General features: G+C 61.3%; 24 protein-coding genes. 7 read left to right on the top strand and 17 right to left on the bottom strand.

The annotated features are described in order from the left end of the window. Positions 1 to 21: 21 nt before the first annotated feature. Genes ACMLHZ_RS01490 through ACMLHZ_RS01465 form a run of 6 tightly spaced genes read left to right on the top strand, consistent with a single transcriptional unit; the run spans position 22 to position 6192 of the window. Complete coding sequence (locus ACMLHZ_RS01490; RefSeq protein WP_418666045.1) at positions 22 to 918, top strand: ABC transporter permease; 897 nt, start codon at positions 22 to 24, stop codon at positions 916 to 918. Between the two features lie 12 nt (positions 919 to 930). Next, positions 931 to 1827: a carbohydrate ABC transporter permease gene (locus ACMLHZ_RS01485; protein ID WP_418666044.1), complete on the top strand. Its 897-nt coding sequence runs from the start codon at positions 931 to 933 to the stop codon at positions 1825 to 1827. Between the two features lie 4 nt (positions 1828 to 1831). Next, positions 1832 to 2659 carry an acyltransferase domain-containing protein gene (locus tag ACMLHZ_RS01480; RefSeq protein WP_418666043.1) on the top strand — a complete coding sequence of 276 codons (828 nt, stop codon included), beginning with the start codon at positions 1832 to 1834 and terminating at the stop codon, positions 2657 to 2659. A 37-nt stretch (positions 2660 to 2696) separates the two neighbouring features. Next, positions 2697 to 3740 carry an L-threonine 3-dehydrogenase gene (gene tdh, locus ACMLHZ_RS01475; RefSeq protein ID WP_418666063.1) on the top strand — a complete coding sequence of 348 codons (1044 nt, stop codon included), beginning with the start codon at positions 2697 to 2699 and terminating at the stop codon, positions 3738 to 3740. After that, positions 3737 to 4939 (top strand): glycine C-acetyltransferase, encoded by a 1203-nt coding sequence (locus tag ACMLHZ_RS01470; protein ID WP_418666042.1) that lies wholly within the window; start codon positions 3737 to 3739, stop codon positions 4937 to 4939. The genes tdh and ACMLHZ_RS01470 overlap by 4 nt, the downstream gene beginning before the upstream one ends. A 41-nt stretch (positions 4940 to 4980) precedes the next feature. Beyond that, positions 4981 to 6192: a Gfo/Idh/MocA family protein gene (locus tag ACMLHZ_RS01465; RefSeq protein WP_418666041.1), complete on the top strand. Its 1212-nt coding sequence runs from the start codon at positions 4981 to 4983 to the stop codon at positions 6190 to 6192. 145 nt (positions 6193 to 6337) lie between these two features. Here the strand turns inward: ACMLHZ_RS01465 and ACMLHZ_RS01460 are convergent, their stop codons facing one another. The 9 genes from ACMLHZ_RS01460 to ACMLHZ_RS01420 all read right to left on the bottom strand — a co-directional run bounded on the left by ACMLHZ_RS01460 (position 6338) and on the right by ACMLHZ_RS01420 (position 16087). Next, on the bottom strand, positions 6338 to 7369 hold the full coding sequence (locus tag ACMLHZ_RS01460) for a hypothetical protein (RefSeq protein ID WP_418666040.1): 1032 nt from the start codon (positions 7367 to 7369) through the stop codon (positions 6338 to 6340). 17 nt (positions 7370 to 7386) lie between these two features. Further along, a complete protein-coding gene (locus ACMLHZ_RS01455) occupies positions 7387 to 8463 on the bottom strand; it encodes a Gfo/Idh/MocA family protein (protein ID WP_418666039.1) in 1077 nt (358 codons plus the stop codon). Between the two features lie 5 nt (positions 8464 to 8468). Next, the gene (locus ACMLHZ_RS01450; protein WP_418666038.1) at positions 8469 to 9248 is read right to left on the bottom strand and encodes a hypothetical protein; all 780 of its coding nucleotides are present in this window, start codon (positions 9246 to 9248) and stop codon (positions 8469 to 8471) included. A 24-nt stretch (positions 9249 to 9272) separates the two neighbouring features. Beyond that, complete coding sequence (locus ACMLHZ_RS01445) at positions 9273 to 10028, bottom strand: sugar isomerase domain-containing protein (protein WP_418666037.1); 756 nt, start codon at positions 10026 to 10028, stop codon at positions 9273 to 9275. A gap of 21 nt (positions 10029 to 10049) precedes the next feature. Then, a complete protein-coding gene (locus tag ACMLHZ_RS01440) occupies positions 10050 to 10898 on the bottom strand; it encodes a carbohydrate ABC transporter permease (RefSeq protein ID WP_418666036.1) in 849 nt (282 codons plus the stop codon). Further along, positions 10888 to 11817: a carbohydrate ABC transporter permease gene (locus tag ACMLHZ_RS01435; protein ID WP_418666035.1), complete on the bottom strand. Its 930-nt coding sequence runs from the start codon at positions 11815 to 11817 to the stop codon at positions 10888 to 10890. The genes ACMLHZ_RS01440 and ACMLHZ_RS01435 overlap by 11 nt, the downstream gene beginning before the upstream one ends. Before the next feature lie 160 nt (positions 11818 to 11977). Continuing rightward, entirely contained in the window at positions 11978 to 13309 is a 1332-nt protein-coding gene (locus tag ACMLHZ_RS01430) for an ABC transporter substrate-binding protein (RefSeq protein WP_418666034.1), read from the bottom strand. 266 nt (positions 13310 to 13575) lie between these two features. Further along, positions 13576 to 14319 carry a response regulator transcription factor gene (locus ACMLHZ_RS01425; protein ID WP_418666033.1) on the bottom strand — a complete coding sequence of 248 codons (744 nt, stop codon included), beginning with the start codon at positions 14317 to 14319 and terminating at the stop codon, positions 13576 to 13578. Between the two features lie 25 nt (positions 14320 to 14344). Beyond that, on the bottom strand, positions 14345 to 16087 hold the full coding sequence (locus ACMLHZ_RS01420; protein ID WP_418666032.1) for a sensor histidine kinase: 1743 nt from the start codon (positions 16085 to 16087) through the stop codon (positions 14345 to 14347). A gap of 164 nt (positions 16088 to 16251) precedes the next feature. Between ACMLHZ_RS01420 and ACMLHZ_RS01415 the strand changes: the two genes are divergently transcribed. After that, complete coding sequence (locus ACMLHZ_RS01415; RefSeq protein ID WP_418666031.1) at positions 16252 to 16974, top strand: DUF624 domain-containing protein; 723 nt, start codon at positions 16252 to 16254, stop codon at positions 16972 to 16974. Positions 16975 to 17031: 57 nt separating this feature from the next. Here ACMLHZ_RS01415 and ACMLHZ_RS01410 read toward each other — a convergent pair whose 3' ends face one another. The 8 genes from ACMLHZ_RS01410 to ACMLHZ_RS01375 form a co-directional block, all read right to left on the bottom strand. Further along, a complete protein-coding gene (locus tag ACMLHZ_RS01410; RefSeq protein WP_418666030.1) occupies positions 17032 to 18237 on the bottom strand; it encodes an MFS transporter in 1206 nt (401 codons plus the stop codon). A gap of 381 nt (positions 18238 to 18618) precedes the next feature. Beyond that, entirely contained in the window at positions 18619 to 19527 is a 909-nt protein-coding gene (locus ACMLHZ_RS01405; RefSeq protein ID WP_418666029.1) for an MBL fold metallo-hydrolase, read from the bottom strand. Between the two features lie 134 nt (positions 19528 to 19661). Further along, complete coding sequence (locus tag ACMLHZ_RS01400) at positions 19662 to 20852, bottom strand: MalY/PatB family protein (protein ID WP_418666028.1); 1191 nt, start codon at positions 20850 to 20852, stop codon at positions 19662 to 19664. A gap of 186 nt (positions 20853 to 21038) precedes the next feature. Further along, positions 21039 to 22373, bottom strand: a complete 1335-nt coding sequence (locus ACMLHZ_RS01395; RefSeq protein ID WP_418666027.1) for an APC family permease — start codon at positions 22371 to 22373, stop codon at positions 21039 to 21041. Positions 22374 to 22434: 61 nt separating this feature from the next. After that, complete coding sequence (locus ACMLHZ_RS01390) at positions 22435 to 24156, bottom strand: PatB family C-S lyase (RefSeq protein ID WP_418666026.1); 1722 nt, start codon at positions 24154 to 24156, stop codon at positions 22435 to 22437. A gap of 236 nt (positions 24157 to 24392) precedes the next feature. Continuing rightward, positions 24393 to 24869: a MarR family winged helix-turn-helix transcriptional regulator gene (locus ACMLHZ_RS01385; protein ID WP_418666025.1), complete on the bottom strand. Its 477-nt coding sequence runs from the start codon at positions 24867 to 24869 to the stop codon at positions 24393 to 24395. Positions 24870 to 25033: 164 nt separating this feature from the next. Next, positions 25034 to 26218, bottom strand: a complete 1185-nt coding sequence (gene dnaJ / locus ACMLHZ_RS01380; protein WP_418666024.1) for a molecular chaperone DnaJ — start codon at positions 26216 to 26218, stop codon at positions 25034 to 25036. 130 nt (positions 26219 to 26348) lie between these two features. Continuing rightward, positions 26349 to 26845, bottom strand: a 497-nt coding sequence (locus tag ACMLHZ_RS01375; protein ID WP_418666023.1) for an Hsp70 family protein, incomplete at its 5' end; no start/stop codon positions are given.

Genomic DNA, 26845 nt, shown 5'->3' with positions numbered 1-26845 from the left:
CCATGAAAGAAGGGACGAATCTTGCGCAATCTCAATAAGGTAAAGCGGCAGTGGCAGTATTATCTGATGCTCGTCCCGGGCATTGTGGTGATTTTTCTGTTTGCATATATCCCGCTGTACGGGCTGATCATCGCGTTTGAAAAATACAACCCCGGGCTGGGCTTTTCCTCTCCGTGGGTAGGGCTGGAAAATTTCAGGTATCTGTTCCGTCAGCCCACCTTTATCCGAACCATTTGGAACACCTTCTTTATTTCGTTTTTCAAGCTTTTAGGCGGCATCGTGGTGCCCGTGCTGTTCGCGCTGCTGCTCAACGAGCTGCGCTCAAACAGGCTCAAGCGTATATTCCAGACACTGGTTTACATTCCGAACTTCCTCTCGTGGGTCATCCTGGCCGGCGTGCTGACCGACATCCTTTCCGGCAATGGTATCCTCAACACGATCCTCAAGGCCGTGGGGCTGCAGCCGGTGGGCTTTTTGAGCGACCCCTCCGTGTTCCCCTTTACCATGATCGTGAGCGATATTTGGAAGAGCTTCGGCTTCGGTACAGTGATCTACCTGGCCGCACTGACCAGCATCGACCCGCAGCTGTATGAGTCGGCGGTGCTGGATGGCGCCACCCGTTTGCAGCGCATCCTGCGCATTACCCTGCCCATGATCCTGCCCACCATTATTTTGATGCTGGTGCTCTCGCTGGGCAGCGTGCTGGACGCGGGCTTCGACCAGATATACAACCTCTATTCCCCCATCGTGTACCAGACGGGCGACATCATCGACACCTATGTTTACCGCATGGGCTTCGAGCAGGCGCAGTACAGCGTGGGCGCGGCCGTGGGGCTGTTCAAATCCGTGATCTCCAGCCTTTTGGTCGGTCTTTCTTATCTTTTGGCCGACAGGGTGGCCGGATACCGCATCTTCTGAGGGAGGGAAACCATGAGAACTTCACTGAAAAAGAAAAAGCTCACAGGGTTTGATATCTTCAACATCCTGTTCCTGACGGTGGTGTGCGTTACCTGTGTGCTGCCCTTTGTGAATCTGCTGGCCATCTCGTTCAGCGGCACGGCCGCCGTGCAGGCCGGAAAGGTGGCCTTCTGGCCTGTCGACTTCACAACGGCCTCCTACGACTACGCGCTGAAGGGGGGCAAATTTCTGCGCGCCCTCTGGGTCTCGTTCAAGCGTGTGGGGCTGGGGGTGGCCATCAACATCGTGCTGATGGTGCTCACCGCCTATCCGCTCTCCAAAAGCAAGAAAGAGCTGGCCGGGCGCAACATTTTTATGACCTATTTTGTGATCACCATGCTCATCAGCGGCGGCATGATCCCCACCTATTTGGTGGTATCGCGCCTGGGGCTCAAGGATTCGCTTTGGGCGCTAGTGCTGCCGGGCGCCCTGCCGGTGTACAACATGATCATTTTGATGAACTTCATGCGGGGGCTGCCGGATGAAATCGAGGAGGCCGCGCGCATGGACGGCGCGAGCCCCATTGTAATTTTGACGCGGGTGCTTTTGCCCCTGCTCACGCCGGCGCTGGCCACGGTGGGCCTGTTCTGCATCGTGTTCCACTGGAACGATTGGTTCTCCGGTATGATCTACCTCAGCAAACCCTCCATGTATCCGCTGCAGACCTACCTGCAAACTCTGCTGCAAAATTTTGAGCAGCTCATGCGGGAGGCGAACGGAAGGGACATCCAGCGGCTCATCGCCCTGATGAACGCGCGCACGGGCCGCGCAGCGCAGCTGTTCCTGGGCGCGATCCCGGTGATGGCGGTGTATCCGTTCCTGCAAAAGTACTTTACCACGGGCCTTGTGATGGGCAGCGTAAAGGGTTGATGCCATGAGGACGGTTCGCGAATTTGCGCAGTGGATCGGCCTGCCGGAACAGGTGGCGGACTGCGCGCAGCACTGCCCCCTCTCCGCGCAGGAAAGGCGCGGTTATCTTTCGCTTTTCGAGCGGGACGAAGCGGCCTTTTTTGAAAAGGTCCGGGCTCAGCCCGAACCGGAGCAGCTCGCGCTGTGCCTTTTTGTGCAGTACGCCATGGAGCGGGAAGCAAAATGGCGGGCCGCCGGGATTCCCGGGCAGGTGTACCGCGACACCATGAGCGATCTGGCGCTGTGGTACGGCGAATGCCTGCGGCGCACCGGCAAGCCGGGGCTGGTGGAATGGGACTGGCTGGCGCTTTCGCTGAAGGGAAAGCTGTACCGCCTGGGGCGGCTGCAATACCGGCCGCGCATTTTGAAGGATAAAATCACCGCCGCGGGCAGGAGCTTTGCCGCGGGCGTGCCCATGCTGGAGATACACATCCCCGCAGGCGGGCCGCTACGCCCCCAGGTGGTCCGATCTTCAATGGCGCAGGCCTGGGCGTTTTTTGAAAAGGGGCGGCCGGAGCTGATGTACTGCCACTCCTGGCTTTTGTCGCCCGCCTTGCAACAGCTTTTGCCGCAAAACTCCAACATTTTGCACTTTCAGTCGCTGTTCGAGGTGTACGACGAGGATTTTTCGTTTCGCCAGGCCGAGGAGCGCGTGTTTGGAGAGATCCGAAACGAGATCCGTGCCTACCCGGAAAACACTGGCCTGCAAAAAGCACTCAAGCAGTTTTTACTGGGCGGCGGGCGCGTTGGCATGGGCGCCGGCGTGATACCGCGCGGCCTGCCTGAAAAATGATCCTAAGAAAGAAGGGATATTCATGCCGCAGCGCATGATGGATGCCCTGGTGAAAACCGGGCCGGAAAAAGGGCTTGTTTTAAAGCGGATGCCCGTGCCTGAACCGGGGCTGGCAGAGGTGCGCATAAAAATCCATAAAACCGCGATCTGCGGTACCGACCTGCACATCTACAACTGGGATGCCTGGAGCCGGGAAAACATAAAGCCGCCCCTGATCGTCGGCCATGAATATGTGGGCGAGATCGACGCGCTGGGCGCCGGCGTTACGGCATACCGCCCGGGGCAGATCGTTTCCGGCGAGGGGCACATCGTGTGCGGCCACTGCCGCAACTGCCGCGCCGGAAATGGTCAGTGGTGCAAAAGCACCCAGGGCGTGGGGGTGAACCGGGACGGCGCATTTGCCCAGTACATCGTGATCCCTGCCGCAAACGTGATCCCCATCAACCCGGGCATCGACGAGGAGGTGGTGGCGTTTTTCGACGCGTTCGGCAACGCCGCGCACACCGCCCTGATGTTCGACGTGGTGGGCGAGGACGTGCTGATCGCGGGTGCGGGCCCCATCGGCATCATGGCCGCGGCCATCGCCCGGAAAAACGGCGCACGCAGCGTGGTGGTCACGGATGTGAACGACTACCGCCTGGAGCTGAGCAAAACGATGGGCGCGACACGTACGGTGAATATTCTGCGGGAGCGCCTGGAGGACATCTTCACCGAGCGCCGCATGGTGGAAGGCTTCGATGTGGGGATGGAAATGAGCGGCAGCACCGCGGCGCTGAAAAGCATGATCGCCAACATGCGCAATGGGGGCAGGATCGCGCTGCTGGGCATCCAGCAGCCCGGCGCGGACCTCGACTGGAACCAGATCATTTTTAAAGGGCTGTGCATCCAGGGCGTTTACGGGCGCAGGATGTATGAGACCTGGTACAAAATGATGACGATGGTGGAGGGCGGGCTGGACCTTCGCCCCCTTATCACCCACCGGCTGCATTACACACAATTTGAAGAGGGCTTCGCCGCCATGAACAGCGGCAAAGCCGGCAAGGTGATCTTGGATTGGCAAGCGGAAAGGAGCCCGGTATGAAACCTGCCATGGAACGTTACGCAGCCCAGCTGGAGGCCATCCGCAAGGCGGGCACTTATAAGGAAGAGCGGCTGATCACTACGCCGCAGGGTGGGCGCATCGACACCACGGCCGCCGCGGGCGTTTTGAACCTGTGCGCCAACAACTACCTGGGTCTGGCCGACGACCCGCGCCTGATCGAAGCGGCAAAGGCGAGCTATGATACCTGGGGCTACGGCCTCTCCTCGGTGCGTTTTATCTGCGGCACCCAGGCGCAGCACCGGCAGCTGGAACAAAAGATCGCCGCGTTTGTGGGCATGGAGGACGCCATTTTGTACTCTTCCTGCTTCGACGCCAACGGCGGGCTGTTTGAAACGCTGCTGGGCCCGGAGGACGCCGTAATCTCGGATGAACTGAACCACGCAAGCATCATCGACGGCGTGCGGCTGTGCAAGGCCAAGCGCTTCCGCTATAAAAACAGCGATATGGCCGATCTGCGCCGCCAGCTGGAAGCGGCGGCGCAGGCGGGCTGCCGCACCAAGCTCATCGCCACGGACGGTGTATTCTCCATGGACGGTTTTATTGCAGATCTGCGGGGCGTCTGCGATCTGGCGGACGAATTCAGCGCGCTGGTGATGGTGGACGACAGCCACGCGGTGGGCTTTGTGGGTGATACGGGCCGCGGCACGGCGGAATACTGCGGCGTAACAGGCCGGGTGGACATCATTACCGGCACGCTGGGCAAGGCCCTGGGCGGCGCCTCGGGCGGCTACACGGCGGCCTGCCGGCCCATCGTGGAGCTGCTGCGCCAGCGCTCGCGCCCCTACCTGTTCTCAAACACGCTGGCCCCCTCGATCTGCGCGGCGGCCATCCACACCTTTGACATTCTTGCCTCGTCCACCGCGCTGCGGGATAAGCTTGCCGGGAACACGCGATATTTTCGGGGTGTGCTGAAAGAAGCCGGTTTTGACGTGCCGGACGGGGTGCACCCCATCGTGCCGGTAATGCTGTATGATGCCCGCACGGCACAGGAGTTTGCGGCGCGCATGCTGGAAAAGGGTGTTTATGTGATCGGCTTTTGCTACCCGGTGGTGCCCCAGGGCAAAGCGCGCATCCGCACCCAGGTGAGCGCCGCGCACACAAAAGAAGACCTGGACTTCGCGGTGCGCTGCTTCAAAGAAGTGCGGCGGGAAATGGGGCTTTGCCCCACTGCGGGATAAAGCCCGCAAAACAGAATTGACAGAAAAGAGTTGAAGTTTTTATGAAGGAACAATTGGGAGTTGCGGTCGTCGGCTTGGGAAATCGCGGGGCCAGCTTGCTGAAGCACTGCATTTTACCTTATAAGGGCGTGCGGGTTTTGGCGGTATGCGACCAGTACGAGGACCGCCGCGAAAATGCAAAAAAGATGGTACTGGAGGCGGGGCAGCCCGAGCCGCGCCTTGTGGAAGATTATCACACGATCCTGGCGATGGAGGAGGTGGACGCGGTCATCATCATGGCATCGTGGGAGTCGCATCTCGACCTTGCCTGTGAGGCCATGCGGGCGGGCAAGTACACCGCCGTGGAGGTGGGGGGCGCTTATTCCATAGAGGATTGCTGGCGGCTCGTGCGCGCCCACGAGGAGACCGGGATCCACTGCATGATGCTGGAAAACTGCTGCTTTGGGCGCGAGGAGCTGATGGTGCTGAACATGGTGCGGCAGGGCGTATTCGGCGAGATCGTGCACTGCCAGGGCGGCTACCGGCACGACCTGCGGGATGAAGTGGCCTACGGCCGGGAGATGCGGCACTACCGTTTCCGCAATTATCTGGGCCGCAACTGCGAGAACTACCCCACGCACGAGCTGGGGCCCATTGCCAACGTGCTGGATATCGGCCGCGGCAACCGGATGCTTACGCTGGTGTCGATGGCCAGCAAGGCGGCCGGCCTGCACGAGTATCTGCTGCGGGAAAAAGGCCCCTCTTACGACGCCACCAACATGCGGTTTGCCCAGGGCGATGTGGTGACCACCGTCATCAAGTGCGCCCGGGGCGAGACCATCTGCCTCACGCTGGACACCACCCTGCCCCGGGCCTATTCCCGCGGGTTCCACGTGCAGGGCACAAAGGGCATGTATATGGAGGACAACAACAGCATTTTTTTGGACGGTAAGGACAACGAGTACGATTTCAAATGGCGCGAGCGCTGGGACAACGCCAAGGACTACCGCGGGCAGTACGAGCACCCTATGTGGAAAAAATACCTTGCCGAGGGGGTGCGCGGCGGCCACGACGGCATGGACTGGCTGGTGCTGGGATCTTTCTTCGAGGCGGTAAAAGCCGGAAAGCCCGCGCCCATTGACGTGTACGACGCGGCGGCCTGGATGAGCGTTACCTGCCTGAGCGAGCAAAGCGTGGCCATGGGCGGTGCGCCGGTCGCCATACCGGACTTCACAAACGGCAAATGGCTGCAGCGCGGCCCCTGGGAACCCTAATGGCCGGGCCGCAGCAGAAATAGTAAGCGATCAAGGGGCCGCACCGGCAAATGCCGGTGCGGCCCCTTGATTGTTTTGCACCTGTGCGTGGCCCCTTTATCCTGCGGCTTTTCCCTGCTGTTCTCTTTTAAAGAAAGCGGTGGCTTCAGCCCCCGCGCACCCGGCGGTAATTTTCTCCGATGCGGTCCCACAGCTCCAGCGGGTCCTCGGCCGCCACCGAGGTGCCGTAGCCGCCCCGGTAGGTCCAGGTTGCCAGCCGGTCCACCCCAAGGCTCTCGTACAGCTTTACCACCCGGTCCACCTGGGCCAGGTCCTCCGGGCGCTTGTTGTAGCCCATCAGCCACCGCTCCGACTGCTTGCCGTACTTTTTGGCCATGGCCACCGTGCGCTGGGTGATCTCTTTGAAAAAGCTCTCGGGCAGTGACCAGTTGATGATGGTGGTGGAGAACACGTCGAACCAGGGGCAGGCTGCCACCAGCTCCCAGTTGTCGTAGCCGCGCTGCTCGGTGACATAGTAGCCGTTCAGGGTGGCGTGCACACAGCAGGTGATCTCAAGCCCGGGGTCGTGTTCCTTCAGGGCCTTGGAGGTGCCCGCCAGGGTCTCCAGCGCCTCGCGCCAGCGGAACTGCTTCACGTCGTCGTTCATAAAGCGGGGCATCTCGTAGCCGTAATAGGCCTCGAATTTTTTCATGCACTCGGGGCAGCGGCAGGACCAGTCGTCCCCCGCGCCGCCGGTGATGGAGGCGTAGGCCTTGGGGTAGGCGTAGTGCGGCTCGTCCCAAAAAAAGCCGTCCACCTCGGTCTCGCGGGCCAGCTTCATGCACAGGCCGGTGAAATAATCGCGGAAGGCGTTTGTGTTGAAGCAGGCGGCGGGCAGCGCCTCGCCGGTGTAGGCCGACACCTGCCGGTGATGGATATTGTTCTGTAAAAACAGGCTCACCTGTTCGCCCCCGAAGTACTTGCCCACGCCCCAGGTATCCGCCAGCACCCGCAGGCCCAGCTCGTGGGCCTTCTTTACAATGGCGTTCAGGTTGGGGAACCAAAAGTCCATATCGAACTCGGTGATGGCCAGGATCACCGTGTCGCAGCCGTGGGCCAGCATTTCCCTGAAATCCTGTTCGGCGTGCTCCACATAATTCAGGCCGTAATAGCTCACGGCGGTGTGTTTGATTGCCATTCTCCCGTTCCTCCCTGTCAGTTCATATAGACCGGCCGGCCGCTGGCGATGGACTCATAGCAGCGCACCATGGCCTCCACGGTCCGGCGGTGCCACCGCAGATTGATTTTGGGCTGGCGGCGGCGCAGGATGCAGTCGCAGAATTCGTCCATCATGCCCACCCACTCGTCAAAATAGGTGTACTGGATGGTGTAGCGGTCGTTGGGGCCGCCGCAGAAATAGACGTTGGGGCCAAAGCAGTCTGCCTGGATGACCCCCTTGGTGCCCACGATGGAATAGTTCACCTCCATGCGCTTGGGAAAGCGCTCCCACCCGGGGCCGGGCCGTTCCAGCTTTTCTTCCAGGCGGCTCCAGCTGGGGTCCAAAAGGAACCTGCAGCCGTTTTTCATGCGGCCGGTCACATAGAGCAGGTCCTCTTCCTCGATGTCGCGGATGTTGTCGGCCGCGTCGGCGAACACATACTCGTAGTCGCTGCCGGTGACCCAGCGCAGCATATCGAAAATGTGGGGGTGGTCGCTCAGCGCGCCGCCGCGGCAGCGCGCATCGCCGGGCCGCAGGGGCACCCGCCTGCCATAGGATTTTTCCGGTACGCCCTGCCAGGGGAACGCCCACACGGGCGAGAGGGTAATGTTGGTGGCGTTGAAGGACACCAGCTCCCCGATCGCCCCGCTCTGTGCCAGCTCCAGCGCCCGCCGGGCGGTGGGGTTGTAGTGCATTTCCAGCTCCACCTGGCAGATGACCCCCGCTTTTTCCACCATATGGATCATGCGGTCGTATTCGGCCAGGTCGAAGGTGGGCACCTTCATGGAGAGCATGTGCTTGCCGTACTTGCAGCACAGGGCCATGTCCTCGAAATGGCGGCTGTTTTCGCTGGCCACCACCACCCCCTCGATCTCCGGGTGGGCGCGCAGCATCTCTTCCGTGCTCTCATACACTGGCACACCGTAGCCCAGGGTCTTAAAATGGTCCGCAATGGCCCGGTCCGCGCAGCTCACCGCCACCCAGTTGAGCTTTGCGTTGTCGTGCAGGGTTTGGTAATATTTGCGCACATGCGCGTGGGTGAGCGAGCAGATCGCCATGTTTACCTGCCTCATCTCTGTCACACCTCCACCTTGGTATACGCTGTGGTTTTGCCCGAGCACACGGCGGCCCGCCACACTGCCCGAAGATGATCGGCCGCCGCCCGCAGCGCTGCGGCTTCTTCCGGCTCCCGCAGCACGCCCAAAATAAACCGGATGCAGTCGGCCTGCGTGTTTTCCAGGCCGTACAGCTCCGCGTCCAGGTCGGCGTAGGTCACGGTCTCGCCGCCCCGCAGCACATACACAGGGTATTGCTGGGTCTGGGTGTCCACCGCCACGTCCGAGGCGACCCCCTCTTTGCCGATCACCTCGTGCAGAAGCACCGGCTGGCTGCCGGCCGGCGAAAAGCCAAGCTCCAGGCTTACCCGCACCCCGCCCCCGGTGCAAAAAATACAGTTGACGTAATCCGCGCCCGAAAAATCCGCGAACACCCGCTCGACTCTCTGGCCGGTAATCCATTCGGCCAGGTCGGCCTCAAAGCTCACCAGGTCCTGCGGGCTGCGGCCAAATTCGTCCCTTGGCACGATGTGGTGAATGCGCATTGCAAGCGGCCTGCCAATGAACCCCTGTTCCACTATGCCGCGCAGCTCGGCATAGCGCCGCTTGGCACGCCAGTGCAGCAGCGGCAGCTCGCTCCCGCTTTGCGCCGGCGGCTGGGCGAAGTCATAGTAAAAGCGGCAGGCGCCCGCCGCATGTTCCACCCGTACCGCACCGTTTTCCAGGGCGATCTGCAAGGGGCCGGCAGCCGTGTATTTTTCGGCCACCTCCCTGAGATACGGGGCGAAACGCTGTTCCTCCATGATGGTCGCTCCTCCTTTTCCGTTTTACAGCATCTTGATGCGGGGGCTGTATCGTTCCAGGTATTTCCGGTTTGCCTCGTCGCCGCCGGGCACGTTTGCGCTGTGCCAGAAGGGGGGCTGCACGCCCCGGGCAAGGCACTCCTTGGCGCACTCGATCTCCAGCCGGTGGGCGATGTAAAAATCCACAATGTTGGAGATGGGGCCGATGGGCGTGTCAAACCCGGGCAGCTCCACCACCGTGTCGCCCAAGGGGTTGTAATCGTCGATGCACACGTCGGCCAGATCATTCAGGTTTTTGCCGGAAGAGTGTCGCAGCGGGTAACCGGCGGGCAGGCCCTGCTGCCACGCGGCGGACGAGATCGCCACGATCACCGCGCCCCGCTCCCTGGCGGCCAGGGCCGCGTCGATGGTGGCGGCGTTGGTGCCGATGTTGTGGAACAGCAGCAGCACTTCGCCCGGTTGGATGTCGTAATAGCTCATGATGGCCCGGCCGTAATTTTCGCACCGCTCCAGCGCCAGGTATTTTTGGGCCTGGTTGAACACCGAGAGGCCGGTCTCCATGCAGGGGTCGATGTTGCACAGGCCCCCGGCCCGGAAAAACATCTCCCCCACCGGCAGGGTGGTGTGCCCGCCGCCGCCGTACACATGAATGAGCTGGTCCTTTTGAATGGCGCTTGCCATCAGGCGGGCCGCGGCCCGTATGTTTTCGTATTGCTCGGCCTCCACCCGCTCCAGAAGTTCAAATACCTTGGGCAGATACCCATTGGAATGATCGGTCATGATAAAACGCTTCCTTTCCTGTTACTTAATACCGGACATTGCCAGGCTCTCGATGAATTTTTTCTGTGCACAGAAGAACACGATGAGCAGCGGCAGGGTGCTGATGACCGAGGCCGCCATCACGTAGTTCCAGGTGGTGCCCACCTCGTTGCTGAACAGCGACAGGGCCAGGGTCGAAGTGTATTTCTCGCTGCTGTTCAGGTAGATCAGGGGCAAAAAATAATCGTTCCAGGCATTGAAAAAGGTATAGATCACCAGCGACGCCATGGTGGACGAGGCCATGGGCAGCACAATCCGCCCAAAGATGCGGGGCTGGGCGCAGCCGTCGATCTTGGCGGCCTCGATCAGTTCATCCGGCACGGTGATGAAGTACTGGCGCATCATAAAAATGCCGAACGCGCCGCCCATGCCGAAGATCTGCGGCACAATAAGGGCAAAGTGGCTGTCGGTCAGGTGGAAACGGGCTAACCCCAAAAAGGTGGGCACCGTAAGCACTTCCACCGGCAGCATCATGGCACTGAGGAACAAAAGGAAAAAGAAATTCCGCCCCGGAAATTTGATCTTGGCAAGGCCATAAGCCGCCAGCGCTGCCACCGCCACCGTGCCGGCGGTGGTGAGGCTTGCCACCTTGAAGCTGTTCCAAAGATAGGTGCCAAAGTGCGAGCGGGTAAACAGATCGGTGTAGTTGGCCCACTTTACCGGGTCCGGCCACCACTGGGGGGGCGTGATAAAAATTTTGGACGGGGTCTTGAGCGAGGTGCACACCATCCAGTAATAGGGAAACAGCACCAGCAGCGATACGATCGCCATGATAACGTATTTGGTCACGTTTTCTTTCTGGCGGGCGCTCAGATGTTTTTTAGTCCTCATAATACACCCACTTCTTTCTTACGCTCCACTGGGCCAGGGTGAGCCCCATGATCACCAGGAACAGGATCACCGAGAGGGCCGAGCCGTAACCGAACTTGTTCATTTTAAAGGCCACCTGGTAGATGTAATACACCATCACATAGCTGGCTGTGCCGGGCCCGCCCTGGGTGAGCACGTTGATCTGGGCGAACACCTTGAGCGAGCCGATCATGGTGATGATGATAATCAGAAAAATCGTGGGCGAGATCATGGGCAGCGTGATGCGGAAAAACTGCTGGCGCTTGCTGGCGCCGTCCAGGCTTGCGGCCTCGTAATACATTTGGGGCACCTCCTGCAGCGCGCCGATAAAAATGATGGTGTTCATGCCGAAGCCCTTGAGCAGGGTCACCAGCACCACAATGGGAATGACCAGCTTTGTGTTGTACAGCCAGTTGGTTCCCTCCAGCCCGAACATGTTCAGCACCATGTTGATAAACCCGCCGTCGCTCTGCAGCATGAACTGCCATACCAGTGCCCACGACACCACATTGGTCACATAGGGCGTAAAAATGGCGGTGCGGAAGAACCCCACGCCCCGGATGTTTTTGTGAAGCAGCATCGCAAGCCCCAGGCACAGCACCAGATTGGAGGGGATGAGCAGAAGGGTGAAGTACAGGGTGTTTTTGACCGCCACCACAAAGGTGGGGTCCGCGGTGAAAAGCTTGATGTAATTGCCCCATCCGCACCAGGCCATGCCCTTGATCAGGGAATAATCGCAGAAGCTCAGATAGACGGTGGCCGCCAGGGGCGCGATCACGAACACCGAAAAGCCGATGAGCATGGGCGCGATGAACCCGAAACCATATTTGTAGTCCCTGCGGCCAAGGGAGCGGCCGTGCGCGCGTTTTGGGGGGCGCTTTGCCTTTTCCATGGTTTTCATGGGGAAGAGGCCTCCTTTCCCGTTCACTATTTGCCGGTTTTGCCTGAAAAAAGGGTGCAAAAGGGGGGCATAGCCGTCGTTTGGGAAAACAGGCCATGCCCCCCGGACTTCTACGCGGTGGATACGCTGCTATTTACTTGTGCGGCGCGCGGGCCGCGCTTTACGGGGCGATGATGGCATTGCACTGGGTCTCCATCTCGGCCGCCAGCTCCGAGGTGGTGTACTGGCCGGCGTACCAGGCGCTGAGCAGCTCTTTCACCTTCAGGTCGCACTCGTCGTAGCTGTCGCAGGTGGGGTACACCTGTGTGTTGCCGCTCATGGGGTCCAGGATCGCCAGCTCCAGCGCCTTGGCCGAGGGCGCTTCGCCCTGATCCAGATATTTGTCGCTGCCCAGCACCGAAACGCGTACCGGGCTGAAGCTGCCCATCAAAAAGTCACTGGCCACCAGCTCTTTGGAAGTGATGTATTTGATGGCCTCGATCGCCGCCTCCTTGTGTGGCGCGCCCTTGGGCACCACGTAGGCGGCCACGCCCACGGCCACGGGGGCGTCCTTCACCGCGCCGCTGGGGTTCGGCAGGATGTCCCAGGCAAAGTCCACGTCGCCCAGCGTGCCCTTTTGGGAAATGGTATTGCGGGAGAAGCCGATCTGCCCGGAGGCAAAATCCAGCGAGGAATCGGCGGTGGGGGTAAGCCCCTCCTCGATGCAGGCTTTATAAGAATCCAGCGCCGCCACCCCTTCGGGGGTGTTAATGGTGCATTTTGTCATGTCCGGGTCGAAGAAAGACGCGCCCTGCGCCCAGGTCCAGTCCAGCAGGATGTTCCAATCGTTGGGCGACTGGTAGTTCCAGATGGAAAAACCGTAATTGCCCTTGCCCAGCGCCTTGATGGCACGGGAGTATTCGGTCAGCTTGTCGTAGGTCCACTCTCCCCGCTCGGCCAGGGCGAGCGGGTCCTCCAGGCCGGTTTTGGCCACAAGGTCCTTGTTGTAGAACCACACGCGGGGCGAGGAGGTAAAGGCCACTGCGTACACCTCGCCGTTCGCCCCCTCATAGGTGGCCTGTAAAGAACGCGACAGGTCCGCATAGTCGTATTCCGCGTCGTTTTTCACGGCGCTCACATCCTCCAGCAGGCCGTTGTTCATCATTTGAGGGATCATGGCTTCGCTCATCCATACCATGTCGTACGAGTCCCCCGCAGCGATCTGGGCGCTGGTCTTGGTCACGATGCTCTCCAGTTCCACAAGGTTGATCTCCACGTTGATGCCGGTCTGCGCGGTAAATTCTTTGAACAGTTCATCGTAGCTGGCCTTGCGCTCGTCGGAGCCCCAGATCACCATCCGGACGGTCTGGCCCGACAGTTCGCCGCTTTGGCCCGCGCCGGAAGCGGGCGAAGCCGGGGGTGGGGCGGCGGACGCGCCGGAAGCCGTGCCGCCGCAGCCCGCCAGCGAAAGCGCCAGAGCTGCCGCCAAAATCAGTGCGAAAATGCGTTTCATGTGTGTTTCCTCCTTTGTGCAATAAAGATGTCGGCGTATTTATAAAAAGGGTTCGGCGCGCCGTTTGCCTGTACCCATCTGCCCGCTCTGCACAAACAGCATAAAATGTATTCACCTTTTATGCCAATTATTGTGTTGTTTGCAATATAAATGATACATGCACGGGCACAAAACGCGCAATCCCATAAATTGATGAAAAGGTTCGCATTTCTTTTTCCGCCGCCGTTTTATCCGCGCTCTTCCGCCGCCGGCAGCGCGCCGTGCCTTCAGCCGTGGCTGTTTTTATATTGGGTGGGGGTGGTGCCCGTGTGCTTTTTAAAAGCGCTGATAAAGTGCTTTACGCTGTTGTAGCCGCAGATCTCGGCAATCTCGTAAATTTTAAATTCGCTCTGTGCCAGCAGTTTTTTGGCTTTTTCCATGCGCATGCGCAGCACGTATTCGCTGTACTTTTGGCTGGTGGTGCTTCTGAAAAGCATCGAAAGGTAATTGGTGCTCAAATTCACCCGCGCCGCCACGGTGGCCAGGCTCAAATCTTCTCCCAAATGCCCGGCCACATACTCCTCCACCCGCCGGATCGCTAAATTCCCCGCGGCCGGGTCTGCGGCCGGGCCGGCGTTTTCCGGGGCGCCCTTGCGCTCGTCCAAAAGTTTTTCCAGCCGCGCCAGCAGCCCGGTGAACTGCTTCACGTTCAGCGGCTTTACCACATACTCGCACACCCCCAGTTGAATGGCGCTGCGGGCATATTCAAATTCGGCGTAGCCGCTCAGAATGACCAGCGGCACATCGCTGCCCGCCTCGCGGATCTTGCGGGCCAGTTCCAGGCCGGTCATGCCCCGCATCACGATGTCGGTGATCACAAGGTCCGGCGCCTCGGCCTGAAACAGATCCCAGGCCGCATAGGCGTCTGCGCATTGCCAGGCCACCTCCAATCCGCTGCCAAACCGGCTGACCACACTGGCGATCCCGGTGCGGATGATCTTTTCGTCCTCTACGATCATAACGCGATACATGGCGTTTCTCCTTTTCCGTTCATTTTCACCCTGCCCCGTGGGGGGCGCAGCCCAGCCGCAGAACAAAGCGCACCCCGTCGGTATAGCTGTCGTCCAAAAACACGCCGCACGCCTCGCCGTAAATCAGCCGCAGCCTGCGGTGCACGTTGGTGAGCCCGTAACCGTGGCCGCTGGCTTTCCAGGGAGCGTTGGGCGGCGTGCTCTCGGCCTTGCGCAGGTTCTCATTTACCCGCTGCCGCTCCTGCCCGGTCATGGGGCGGCCATTGTTCTGAATCACCAGCACCAGCTGCCCGCTCCCCGCCAGCCGCGCGGTGAGCCAGATATCCAGCGGGCGGTGCGAAGCGGTGTCGAGCCCGTGGCGCATAATGTTTTCCACAAAGGGCTGCAAAAGCAACTTGGGCACCGGCAGGCCCAGAACATCTTCCGGCGCATCCACCCGCAAAGAGCGAAGGTTTTCAAAGCGCAGGGTCTGGATGTCGTAATAGGCCTGCAAAAAGCGCAGTTCCTCGGCAAGGGGTGCAAAATGCTGTTCGTTGCTCACGCAGTAGTGCATCATCTGCCCCAGATTGCTCACGGCCTCGCTGACCTCATAGTTCTCGCAGTTGATGGCCATCATGTTGATGGTTTCCAGTGTATTGTATAAAAAATGCGGGTTGATTTGGCTTTGCAGCGCCGAGATCTGCGCTTCCTTGCTGGCCAGCGACTCCTCGTACACCTCGTTGATGAGCATTTCAATGCTCTCGGCCATGCTGTTGAACATGGCCTCCAGTTGGCCGATCTCGTCCCGGCTTTGTACCGTGGCGCGGGTGCTGAACCGTCCCTCGCCCACCTGGGCCATTTTTTCCTTGAGCTCCAGGATCGGCCGGGTCAGCTTAACCGACGCCGCCACCGCAAACAGCCAGCTCAGCGCCAGCGCACACGCGATCACCGCCACCGCAAAGCTGAACAGGGCGCGGATGTCCTCTTCCAGGCCGCTGGTCGCCACCCGCACCACGACCTTTAAATTGGTCGAAGCGGAGGTCATAAATCCCGAGAGGTATTTTTCACCGCTGCCGCCGGGGGCGGGCCCGCCCCCGGGCAGCGGGTAGATGCACTGGCCCGCGTCGTTGCAGATCGACAGCTCGCTGCCCTCCGGCAGGCTGACCTGCCGCAAAAGGCTGGGCACCGCGCTTTGTTCCAGCTCCACCTTGATATAGCCTGCGTGCCGCCCGGTAAGCGGGTCCTGCAGGCGGCGCACCAGCGCCAGGCTGCCAGCCCAGGGCAGGATGAAGGTCCGATACTGGTCGCCGTCGCACACCTCCATCCATTTCCGCTCGCCGTGGGTCCACTTCAGCACGCTGCTGCTGGAATTCAATTGGTTTCCGTCCAGCAGATAAAGGTCCGTGGAGCGCACGGTGGGCTTTTCATACACGATGCTGGAGAGCGCGGCCGTGGCCTTGCTCTGTTCTTCAAAGGTCAGGTATTTTTGCTGTTCGGGGTCTGCGTGCGCCAGCAGCACCGTTTGCATGTCCCCGTCATAGAGCGGCAGGATGGTCAGATCCCGCAGCTCGGAAAAATACTGGTCCAGCGTGGTGTTCAGGTAGCCCACGGTCTGGTCCACCCGCTGCTGCACTGTCTGCTCCATATAGCGCACGATGCGCTGGCCCGCCACCAGCATGGCGATGGACAGCGGAATCGTAACCAGCAGGATGCTGCCCAGCGTCAGGCTGCCGATGTAGGAAAAGCGGGGCCGCGGCCACCGCCTTTTTTCTTTTTCATGTGTCCCCATCCTTTTGCCGCCTTTCCGGGGGTGCCGCGCCGCCCCCCTTCAGAGTACAAAAAAGTCGAAATAAAGAAAAGCATATCATAAGATATCGGTATTTTTAACAAGATACCAGTATTTTAGCGAACGGGAGGGGGTGCTATACTGGGGTAAAAAGGAGGGCAAGCGGCATGGGCTTTTGGAATTTTGACCCGCACCGGCCGGACCCGGAGGGGCGGCGGCCCGCCGGGCCCGCCCGCTTTATGGAGGTGCTGTTCACAAATCTGGCGGGGCTGCTGTTGTGCAATCTGCTGTTTTTGGTGTGCTGCGTTCCCCTTGTCACCATCGGCCCCGCCTGTGTGGCGCTGCACCGGGTGTGCTGCCTTGCCCTGCGGGGGCACGGCGGGGCGCTGCCCGCAGCTTTTTTGCGCAGCTTTAAACAAAATTTTGCCCAGGGGTTGGCCCTGGGCTTCACCGGCCTGCCGATCCTCTGCTGGCTGGCCTGCACCGTCCTGGCCGCCGCCTCACAGGGCCGCTTTGGCTTGCTGGCTGGGGCCGGGGCCGCCCTGGTGGTGCTGGCCGGCATTTGGGGGTATGCCCTTTTGCTGGCGGCCCATATGGAGCTTTCCTTTCCCTTGCTGCTGAAAAATGCCGCCGCACTGTGGGCGGCGGGGCGGCATGCCTCGGTGGCCGGTTCCGTTTTGGCGCTGGCCATTCTTTGCGCGGGGGCCCTGTGGTTTCCCGCCTCCCTGCCCCTGCTCTTTCTCCTTGGGTTTTCGCTGGCCTGCTTCAGCTTTTGCTTTTTCGGCTGGAAAACGGCCGAACGGCATATTTTTCTCCCCTATTACCGCCGGCACCCGGAAGAGGCCGCCGCAAAGGGCTACCGGTTCGACCGGGAGGGAAACCCGGTATAAGCCACACCAAAAGGGAACGCCGCGGCCGCTCATCTGAGCCGCCGCGGCGTTCCCTTTTTACGCTTTCCCGGTCCGGGCCGCCTGGAACCGGTACGCCCCAAATCCCGCCAGTGCCCCCAGCGCCAGCCCTGCGCCCAGCAGGGCAATGCCCGCGCCGGTGCCCGCGGCCCCGCACACTGCGCCGGCCAGGGGGCTCATGGGCAGCATGAGCAGGCTGTAGCACATGCTCTGCACACTCACCAGGGTGGCACGCTGGTCACTGGGGAAGTCCTGGTTCAGGCGGGCGGTCATTTTTATTTCCAGCACGCCGTCCCAAAAGGTAGCCGCCGCGCCGCCCAGCACTGCCAGTGCCAGCAGGGGCGCCCCCTCCAGCAGCACCGAACAGGCCACGCCCCCCACGCACAGCGCTGCCGCCCGGCCAAAAGGCAGGCGCAGCCGGGGGGCCAGCGCGGCCCCAAATGCCCCCGCCAGGTTGATGATCAGCAGGGGCAGCCCCAACGCTGCGGCGGGCAACCCCAGCTCGATCATATACTGCTGAAGCAGCATCACGCTGAGTGCCGCCGCACAGCCGCTGCCGCCGTCCGCCAGCATCTTACAGGCGGCACGGGGGTTTTGCACCAAAAAACCCAGGCTTTGGGCAATGTGGGCGCGGGTGCGGGCGGCAAAGTGGGCCAGGGCGCGGGTCTGCCGCACGGCCTGTGCCCGGGTCACCACCGGCTCGGTGAGACCTGCCGCCAGCAGCGCCCCCGCCAGGGCCGCGGCGGCGTCCACAAGGTACGCCCTGCGCCAGCCCAGGGCAATGGTCAGGGCCGTGCCAACCGCGCACGCGGCGCCCGTGACCCGCCAGATGGTGCTCTGGCGCCCGGCCACCCGCTCATACTCCCCCGGGCGGCCCGCCGCCAGCAGGCTGTCGTAGGTGATCGCCTCACGGGTGCCGCTGATGAGATTATACGAGAACGCGTGCAGCCCCATGGCCCCGCACACGCCCAACAGTCCGGTGCTTGCCACCATGCAAAGGGCCGCAGCCGCCCTCACCAGGCAGGCCGCCACCAGTGTGCGCTTGCGGCCCAAAAGATCCGCGATCATGCCGCTGGGCACCTCGCACAGAAAGCTGACCAGGTGAAAAAAGCCCTCGGCCAGGCCGATCTGGGCCAGGGAAAAGCCCCGGCCCGCCAGCAGCGCCAGCCAGATGACCTGGGCCAGCCCAAAGGCAGTGAGAAATTCCAGGCCATAAAGCCTGGCGATCTGCATTTTTATTTTCATAAAAAAGTCCTTTCACAAAAAGGGCCAGGCGCCGCCCAAAGGCGGCGCGGGTGGAGCGCCCTCTTGTGAAAGGATCCTGTATTTTATCCAGAGCGGAAGACGGAAACGCTTTTTTGCCCGATCCCCCTGGAAAAGGCGTGAAAAAGCGTTTTGCCCGGCCTGCCTGTGACAAAAACCGACCCGGAGCACGGCCCCAACGCCGCGCTCCCCCGGCCCGCGCACCGGGCCGGCGGTTTTACCGGCGGCAGGTGCCCGGGAGGTTCAAAAAGGGCGCACTTATACAGGGAAGTGCCGAAATGTTGCCTTTTTGAAGGCGTATCTCACGCAATTTCCATCCCATGAAGGCGCCCCTCCTTTTTGTTAAGATTGTTTTTTATTGTATCATGCCGGGCCGGGCCCGTCAACCGGCAGCGCATGCCAGCGCAGGCAGTTGGCGGCAAAGCGCATTTGCAGGCGGCCCTGGTCGGCCAGGTGCGACAGGTAGGATCGCAGGGTGCTGCCCACCAGCACATACTGGCTGATGTCCAGCGTGAGGCCGTAGTGGTCGAACACGCCCTTGAGCACCTGGTCAAAGCTGGCGCCGCCGGCGCACAGGTCCAGCAGCAGCGCCTCGATCTCATCCATCTTTTCCAGGTTTTGCCGAGCCAGAGTCCGCAGCGCGGCCTGGGCCACGGCCGGGGCGTGGGCGGGCACAAAAAGCTCGCCCTCCAGCTCCATCACACGGCGCAGGCTTTCGCGGGCCAAGGCCGGATCGTGCAGCACTGCCACGTGGTATTTTTCCAGCGTGTCGGCGCTGGCCAGGCAGTCGGCCAAAAACCACACGCCGTCCGGCGTCTTGAACGCCGCCTGCGAGAAGGAGTGGCCCGGTACCTCCAGCATTTCCATGCCCTGGGGCAGCGCCTCGGGGCCCAGCAGCCGCACCTCGCTCTCGGCCGCCATCAAAAATTTATTTTTCAGCGGTTTTGCCGGCCGCCCCCCATACAGATACGCGGGCTCCAGCACCGGAAAGCGTGCAAACGCCCAGTCCGCCCCGGGGCAGTAGACGGCGCAGCCCGTGCGCTGCTGCAGCAGGCGGTTGCCGCCGATGTGGTCGGCGTGGGAGTGGGTGTTCAGCACCCGGTCCAGCTTCCAGCCCTTTGTTTCCAGGTGGCGCAGCAGCTTTTTGCCCGCGTCCCGGTCGCTGCCCGCGTCGATCAGGCAGACCCGGCCTTCGCCCATCTCCCAAACGCCCACCCGGGTCGGGCACTCCATATACCAGGTGCGCGGCCCGGCCTGGATCAATTCGTACATACATGTTCCCCCTTGTTCTCACGGCTGCGTTTGCGCGGCGTTTCCGGCCTGCCGCGCGCTTTTATCCCATCATATCACCCGGGCGGCAAAAAAGCCACCCGCTGCGGTGCAGGGGCGGCAAATTTTACATTTTTTTACAGTTTTAAGTCTGCGAACGCAGCGGCGATGCGCCCCAGAGCCTCGGCCAGCACGCTGCGCGCGCAGGGCACACAGAGGCGCTGGAAGCACTGCCCCTGCCCGGGGTCGTGCACCACGCCGTCCTGCGCCAGAACCAGGGCCCTGTCGTAAATGCGGGCGTGGATCTCGGCGTCGGGCAGGCCGCAGGCTGAAAAGTCGAGCCACAGGATGTAGGTGCCCTGGGGCCGGCAGGCCTTGACCCAGGGCAGGTTTTGCTTCAGAAAGTCCAGCGCGAAGTCGATGTTGCCGTCGATGTAATCGTTCACCTGTTCCAGCCACTCGCCGCCCTGGCCATACGCCGCGATGAGCGCCGCCACCGCAAAGGGGGTGGGCATGCGGTCGCCGAACTCCCGCTTGAAGCGCGCCCGCAGGAAGGGGTCCGGGATGATGGCGTTGGAGCACTGCAGCCCCGCCAGGTTGAAGCTTTTGTTCACGGCGGTAAGGGTGATGATGTTGGTTTGATCCCGCACCAAGCTGGCGATCGGGTAATGGGCCACGCCCTTTCGGCGGATGTCGCAGTGCACCTCGTCCGAAATAAGCAGCACATCGTGGGCCTTGCAGATGGCCGCCATGCGCCGCAGCTCCTCTTTTTCCCACACCCGGCCCACGGGGTTGTGGGGGCTGCACAGCACAAAGATGCGGTTTGCCGGGTCCGCGCACAGCGCTTCCAGCTGGTCAAAATCGACGCTGTAGCGGCCCTCTTCGTCACACAGCAGGTGGCAGTCCACCACCCGGCGGTGGCACTCGTTTTCAATGGCTTGGGTGAAGTGCCCGTATACCGGGCGGCACAGGATAACCCCGTCGCCCACATTCGAGAAGGTGCGCACCGCGCAGTTCAGCGCCTCGATGGTGCCGTTGGAATAGACCACCGCCTCGGGCGAAAATTCCCAGGCGAACCGCTCTTTGAACCAGCGGACCACCGAGGCCGCGTACTCCGGCTCGGCCCAGGCGGCGGTGTAGCCGTACATGCCAAAATCGGCCACGCGGTGCATGGCGTCCAGGATGGGCTGCGCGGTGCGAAAATCCATATCCGCCACCATCAGGGGGATAATGGGCTTTTGGGCGGGGGGCATCAGCAGGCGGATGCTGTCCCACTTGGCAGAGTAGGTGCCGTACCGGTCCACCACCCGGTCAAAATCGTATTTCACGTTGTATTCCTTCTTTCCGTGCCGCAGGCCTTTGGGCGCGCGGCCTTTGTTCAGTATAGCGCAGGGCGCCGCCCCGTACAAGGCTGCCCTGCACGTTTTAAGAGCGGCGCTCCGCTTCCCGCTGAAAACACCCGCCCGGACCGGGCGGGTGTTTTCAGCCAGAGAGAAGAGAGAGGAATAGCAGGGTCAGGTTTCAGCTTTGACCGACTCGATGCTGTGCAGCTGCACCTTGCCGCTTTTAACGCGCCAGAACGAGAAGCCGAACAAAAACGCGGTAAGCAGCAGGTTGCCCAGCAGACCGATCAGATCCAGGCCCAGCAAAGAGAACACGGCCGTGACCAGCGAGGCGATCATCGAAAGCACCAGCAGCACACAGTACAGCCAGTAGGGGCAGCGCAGGTTGCATTTGGCCCAGGAATCCGGATAATTTTTGGGCAGCTTGAAAGACAGGCAGATGGTCACCACGTTCAGGATCATACCGGGCACCAGGATAAAGGAAACGATGGTGTCCAGGCTGAAATTGAGCGCCGCGGGAACCACCGCGATCAGGTACATCACCAGCATGACCACCCAGGGGTAGCCGTTCTTGGTGCGCTTTGCCCAGGCCTTGGGCAGCCAGCCGTCCTCGGCGCCGGCCACGATGGGTGCGCTGATGGCGGCGATGCCGCCCAAAAGGCTGGTTGCCAGCGCAAAGATGGCGCCGCCCACCACAAAGAAGATATACAGCGCCCCCGGCATGATCTGCTGGGCCACCGAACCCAGGGTGGCGCTGCCCGCCTGGGCAAACGGCACCACGCTGGAGGCAACATAGCCCAGCAGGAAATAGATCAGTGCGCAGATTCCGGCCGAGATGAGCACCCCCAGGGGGATGTTGCGCTTGGGGTTGTGCGTGTCGGCCGAAAGATTGATCACGTTGGTGGCTCCGTTGCAGGTAAAGCTCATGATGGCGATGGCCATCAAAAAGCCCATGGGGCCGCCCGCAAAATAAGGGGTGGCCGCCGCCTCGGCCGTGCCGCCCTTGATCAGGCCAAACACGATGAACAGGGCCAGCGCCGCGTACATACACACGGCCAGCACATTCTGGATCTTGGCCAGAAAACCGGTGCCTTTAATGGTCACCAGGAAAAACGCGGTCAGGATCACGACCCCCAGAATGCGCTGGAACGGCGCCAGCGCGGGAATGAGCTGCGAGAGATACTGGGCGATGGAGATACCGAATACCGAGAAGGAAAAGTTTGAAAACACGAACACCACCGCCGTCATGCCGGTGAACACCGGCGGCAGGATCAGCGCCTGCTGGGCGTACATGCCGCCGTCCAGCGCAAACATGGACGACATGAAAATGCTGCGCACCTGCTGCAGCAGGGTGATGAGCATGGCGCCCACCAGGGCCAGGGCAATGCTTCGGCCGGTCATGGCCATGCCGCTCATCAGCATAGAGAAGATGCCCGCGCCGACCACCGATCCCACACCGATGGAAATCAGGTCGAACAGCTTGAGTTTGCCTTTCGTTTGTTCCATGATTTTCTCCTATTCTGTGATTGGCCGCCCGGCCGCCGGGCGGCGGTTGTAATGCGGCGCTTTACGCCTTCAGCCGCGCTGCGATCTCCGCGGGGGTGGGGGTATCGGCCAGGCCCTGGCCATAGTGCGCCCAGGTGACCCGGAGCTGCCCGTCCACCGCAAACGCGGCAGGCAGCTGCATCTCGTCACCCTCGTAATCGCCATGCCGGATGCCCTTGGCCTCAACCTGCGCCATTTTTTCCATCAGGCCGGGACCCATCAGTTCCATCTGGCTGGCGGCGGGCCACACGGCCAGCCGCTCGTACAATTTTTTCTCCGGGTCACACAGAATGGTGTAGGGCAGCGCCGCCGGGCTGCCCAGCTCCCCGGCCAGCTTTTGCGGGTCGGACTGCAGCACCACCACCGCCTGGCCTCCCGCCGCCCGAATGGCGTCGTAACCGGCGGCCAGCTCATGCATGTCTAATTGGCACAGCGGGCAGCCGCTGTAGCGCAGGAATACCAGCATGGTGGGCTTACCGCCCACCACTTGGCTCAGGGGCAGCCCCGCTTCAAAGGGTGTGTCCACCGCAACGTCCGGCAGCGTGTCGCCCGGCTGCACACGGGGGGTGCCCGGCTTTGCGCCGGGGCCCATGGCCCGCACCATCGCGTCCACCGCCCGGTCCACGGTGGCGCGGGGGCAGGCCAGGTTCATGCGGATGTGGCCGTCGCCGTTGTCCACAAATTCGTCCTCAAACTCCACCTGCAGCCCCTCGCGCACCAGCCGCAGCGCCAGCTCCTGGCGGGTCAGGCCTGTGCCGCTCACGTCCACCCAGGCAAGATAGGTGGACTCGGGAATGGTGAATTTCACGCCGGGCAGCTCGTTTTGGATGCGCCGGGCAAAGTGGCGGAAATTTTCGTCCAGATAGGCGTTCAGCTCGTCCACCCAATCCCCGCACCGGCTGTAGGCCGCCTTGCAGGCCTCGATGGACAGGGGGTTGGGCTGGCCCAGCACCTGCGCGGCCTGCCACTGCTGCTGCACGGCGGGGTCGGCAAAGAAGATGTTGGACAGCTGGTTGCCCGCCAGGTTGAAGGTCTTGGAGGGGGCGGTGCAGGTGATGATGCGCTTTTCACCCGGGAACAGGCTGGCGAACACGGTGTGCCGCACCCCCGCCCGGATGAAGTCAAAATGGATCTCGTCGCTCACCACGAACACGTTGTTGGCAAAACAGATCTCGCCGATGCGCACAAGCTCCTCTTTGCTCCACACCCGGCCGGTGGGGTTGTGGGGGTTGCACAAAAAGTACAGCGTTACCGAGGGGTCCTTGGCCTTCTGCTCAAAGTCCGCCCAGTCCATCTCGTAGCGGCCCTGTTTGCACACCAGGCGGCTGTACACCGGGGTGCGGCCGTTTTTCTTAATGGCGTCGTCGAAGGGGTGGTAAGCGGGGGTGTTCAGCAAAACGCCGTCGGTGGGCTGGGTGAGCATTTTTACCGCCACTTCCAGCGCGGGCACCACGCCCGAGCTGAACAGGCTGGCCGAGGGGTCCGCCTGCCAGCCGTGCCGGCCGGCCATCCAGCCTGCCAGCGCCTCAAAATACCCCGGATCCAGGATCATGCTGTAACCCAGGATGCGCTTGTCAAGCCGGGCTTTCATCGCGTCCAGCACGGGCTGGGGGCACGCAAAGTCCATATCGGCGATCCACATGGGGATAAAGCTCTCCGGCAGGCCGGGATACATCATTTTACTCACGCCGTATTTGACGCTGTTTGTGCCCTGCCGGTCGATGATCTCGTCGAAATCGTACATGCAAACACCTTCCATTCTCTCTTAATTGTTTAGCGCTAAACCTTATGGCTTTATCCTACGCTTTGCCAAAAATTTTGTCAATAATTTTTTATTACGAGAAGAAATATTTGTACATTTTATTGAATTTATTTTGTTTTTTATGGGAAATAAGCACAATAAAAAAGCCACAGTACGGTGTTTTCCGTGCTGTGGCTTTTATTGTTTTGCACTATACCATTCGGATCGTGTAGGAATATTCACCGGGCAGCGTTCAGGTTCTGTTCCAAAATATCGCTGTAGACCTGAAGCATCCGGTCGAACATTTTCAGTTCCTCCACAGTGCAGCGGGCCATCAGGCGCTCGGCAAAATCCTTTTCATTCTGTGCGTCGTAGGCCGCGTGCATTGCCGCCAACTGCCGGCCTTCCGGAGTGGGGTAAAGATGCACCTCGCGGGCATTGCTCAAATGCTTTGCCCGCACCAGCAGCCCCCGCTTTTCCAGCTTGGTCACATTTTGCGAGGCCGCGCCCTTTGTGCGGCCCCACTGCTGGGCAACCCGCCCCACCGTGATGCCCGGTTCGTCGCACACGATGGCGAGAATATGCATTTCCACCATGCTGTGCTGTATCCCGTCGCCGTAATCACGGGTCTGGTTCATATAATCCTGATACAGGCTCACAAACCGGTAAAATGCGGGCGTCTCCCGTTTTTTATTTTGGATTCCGGGTACTTCCACGCAGCAACAACCTTTCCTGGGAACCGGCCTTGGGCGTGCTTTCAGTGCTCAAACCGGATTTTTTTAATCGTACCATATTTTTTATATTTGGGCAAACCTTTATCTTCACAGTAAAGCGCGGCTCCGGGGTAAAGCGCTGCCCCGAAGCCGCGCCCCGCGGCCGATCATTTATTTTTATCGAATTTATCCTTTAAGTTTTTAAAAAAGCCCTTGCGCTGTTCGTAATTCTCTTCCTTCAGGGTATTCTCAAACGCCTGCAGGGCCTCGCGCTGGGCGCGGCTCAGCTTTTTGGGGATCTCCACCGTGACCTTCACATACTCGTCGCCGCGGCCGCGGCCCCCCACGTACTGGATGCCCTTGCCCCGCAGCCGGAAAGTGGTGCCGCTTTGGGTCCCCTCGGGCACCGTGTACTCCACCTTGCCGTCCACGGTGGGTACCACGATGTCCGCCCCCAGCACTGCCTGGCTGTAGGTGATAGGCACTGTGACCCAAACGTCGTAGCCGTCCCGCTCAAACATGGGGTCGGGCCGCACGGTCACGATCACGATCACGTCGCCTGCAGGCCCGCCGTTCGCGCCCGCGTCGCCCTGGCCCCGCAGGGCAATGCTCTGGTCATCGCCAATGCCTGCGGGGATTTTGACCTCCAGGTTCTTCTTGGCGCTCACCTTCCCGCTGCCGTGGCAGTGGGCGCAGGGCGTTTTCACAATCTTGCCCTTGCCGCCGCAGCGGGAACAGGGCTGGCGCTGCTGCATGACCATACCGCCCATGCGCAGGTTGCGGTTCACGTAGCCGCTGCCGCCGCAGTCCGGGCACACCTCGGGGTGGGTGCCCTTGGCCGCGCCGCTGCCGCCGCACTCGCCGCAGGTGTCCTGCTTTGCAATGGAAATGGTCTTGGTGCAGCCGTGCACGGCCTCCATAAAGCTCAGCACCAGGCTCACCCGCACGTCCGCGCCCTTGCGCGGTGCATTCGGGTTTGCGCGCTGGCCGCCGCCAAAGCCAAAACCGCCGCCAAAAATATCGCCGAAGATATCGCCCAGGTCCACCCCGCCAAAGCCGCCGTTAAACCCGCCGAAACCGCCGCCAAAGCCGCCGGCCCCACCGGCGCCCGCGCCGTAACTGGGATCCACCCCGGCAAAGCCGAACTGGTCATACCGGGCGCGCTTTTCGGCGTCGCCCAGCACCTCGTAGGCCTCGTTCACTTCTTTGAACTTGGCCTCGGCCTCCTTGTCGCCGGGGTTCAGGTCGGGGTGATATTTTTTGGCCTGTTTGCGATAGGCTTTTTTCAGCTCGTCGTCACCGGCGTTTTTTGCAACGCCCAGGACTTCGTAATAATCGCGTTTTTCTGCCATTGCTCGTTCACCTATGTCTGCCCGCGGGGCGGGCCCCCTCTAAAAGAATTGCGGGCCCCTTTGCCCGGTGCGGGCGGCCCTTACCCAGAACGCCTCCCCTCGCGGGAGGGGAGGCTCGGGAAATTTTATTTTACACTTCTTTGAAGTCCGCGTCAACCACGCCGTCGTCCGGTTTGCCCGGCTCGGGGGCGGGGCCGGCCTCGGGGCCGGGGCCCTGCTGGGCCTGCGCGCTCTTGTATAGCTCTTCGCTCACGGCGTAGAACGCCTTCTGCACCTCGTCCTGTTTTGCCTTGATGGCCTCGATATCGGTGCCCTTGAGCGCTTCCTTCAATTCGCCCAGCTTTGCTTCCACCTCGGCCTTTTTGCCCGCGTCCACCTTGTCGCCCAGTTCGGCCAGGCTCTTTTCGGTCTGGAATACCAGCTGGTCGGCGCCGTTGCGCACGTCGATCTCCTCGCGGTGCTTTTTGTCCTCGGCGGCAAACTGCTCGGCTTCCTTAACGGCCTTGTCGATGTCGTCCTTGCTCATGTTGGTGGAGGCGGTGATGGTGATGCTCTGCTCCTTGCCGCTGCCCAGGTCCTTGGCGGAAACGTGCACGATGCCGTTCGCGTCGATGTCGAAGGTCACCT

Origin of the sequence: Allofournierella sp., from assembly GCF_048388525.1 — a bacterium.
Lineage (GTDB): Bacteria > Bacillota > Clostridia > Oscillospirales > Ruminococcaceae > BQOK01.
This window is presented reverse-complemented; position numbering and strand designations above follow the sequence as displayed.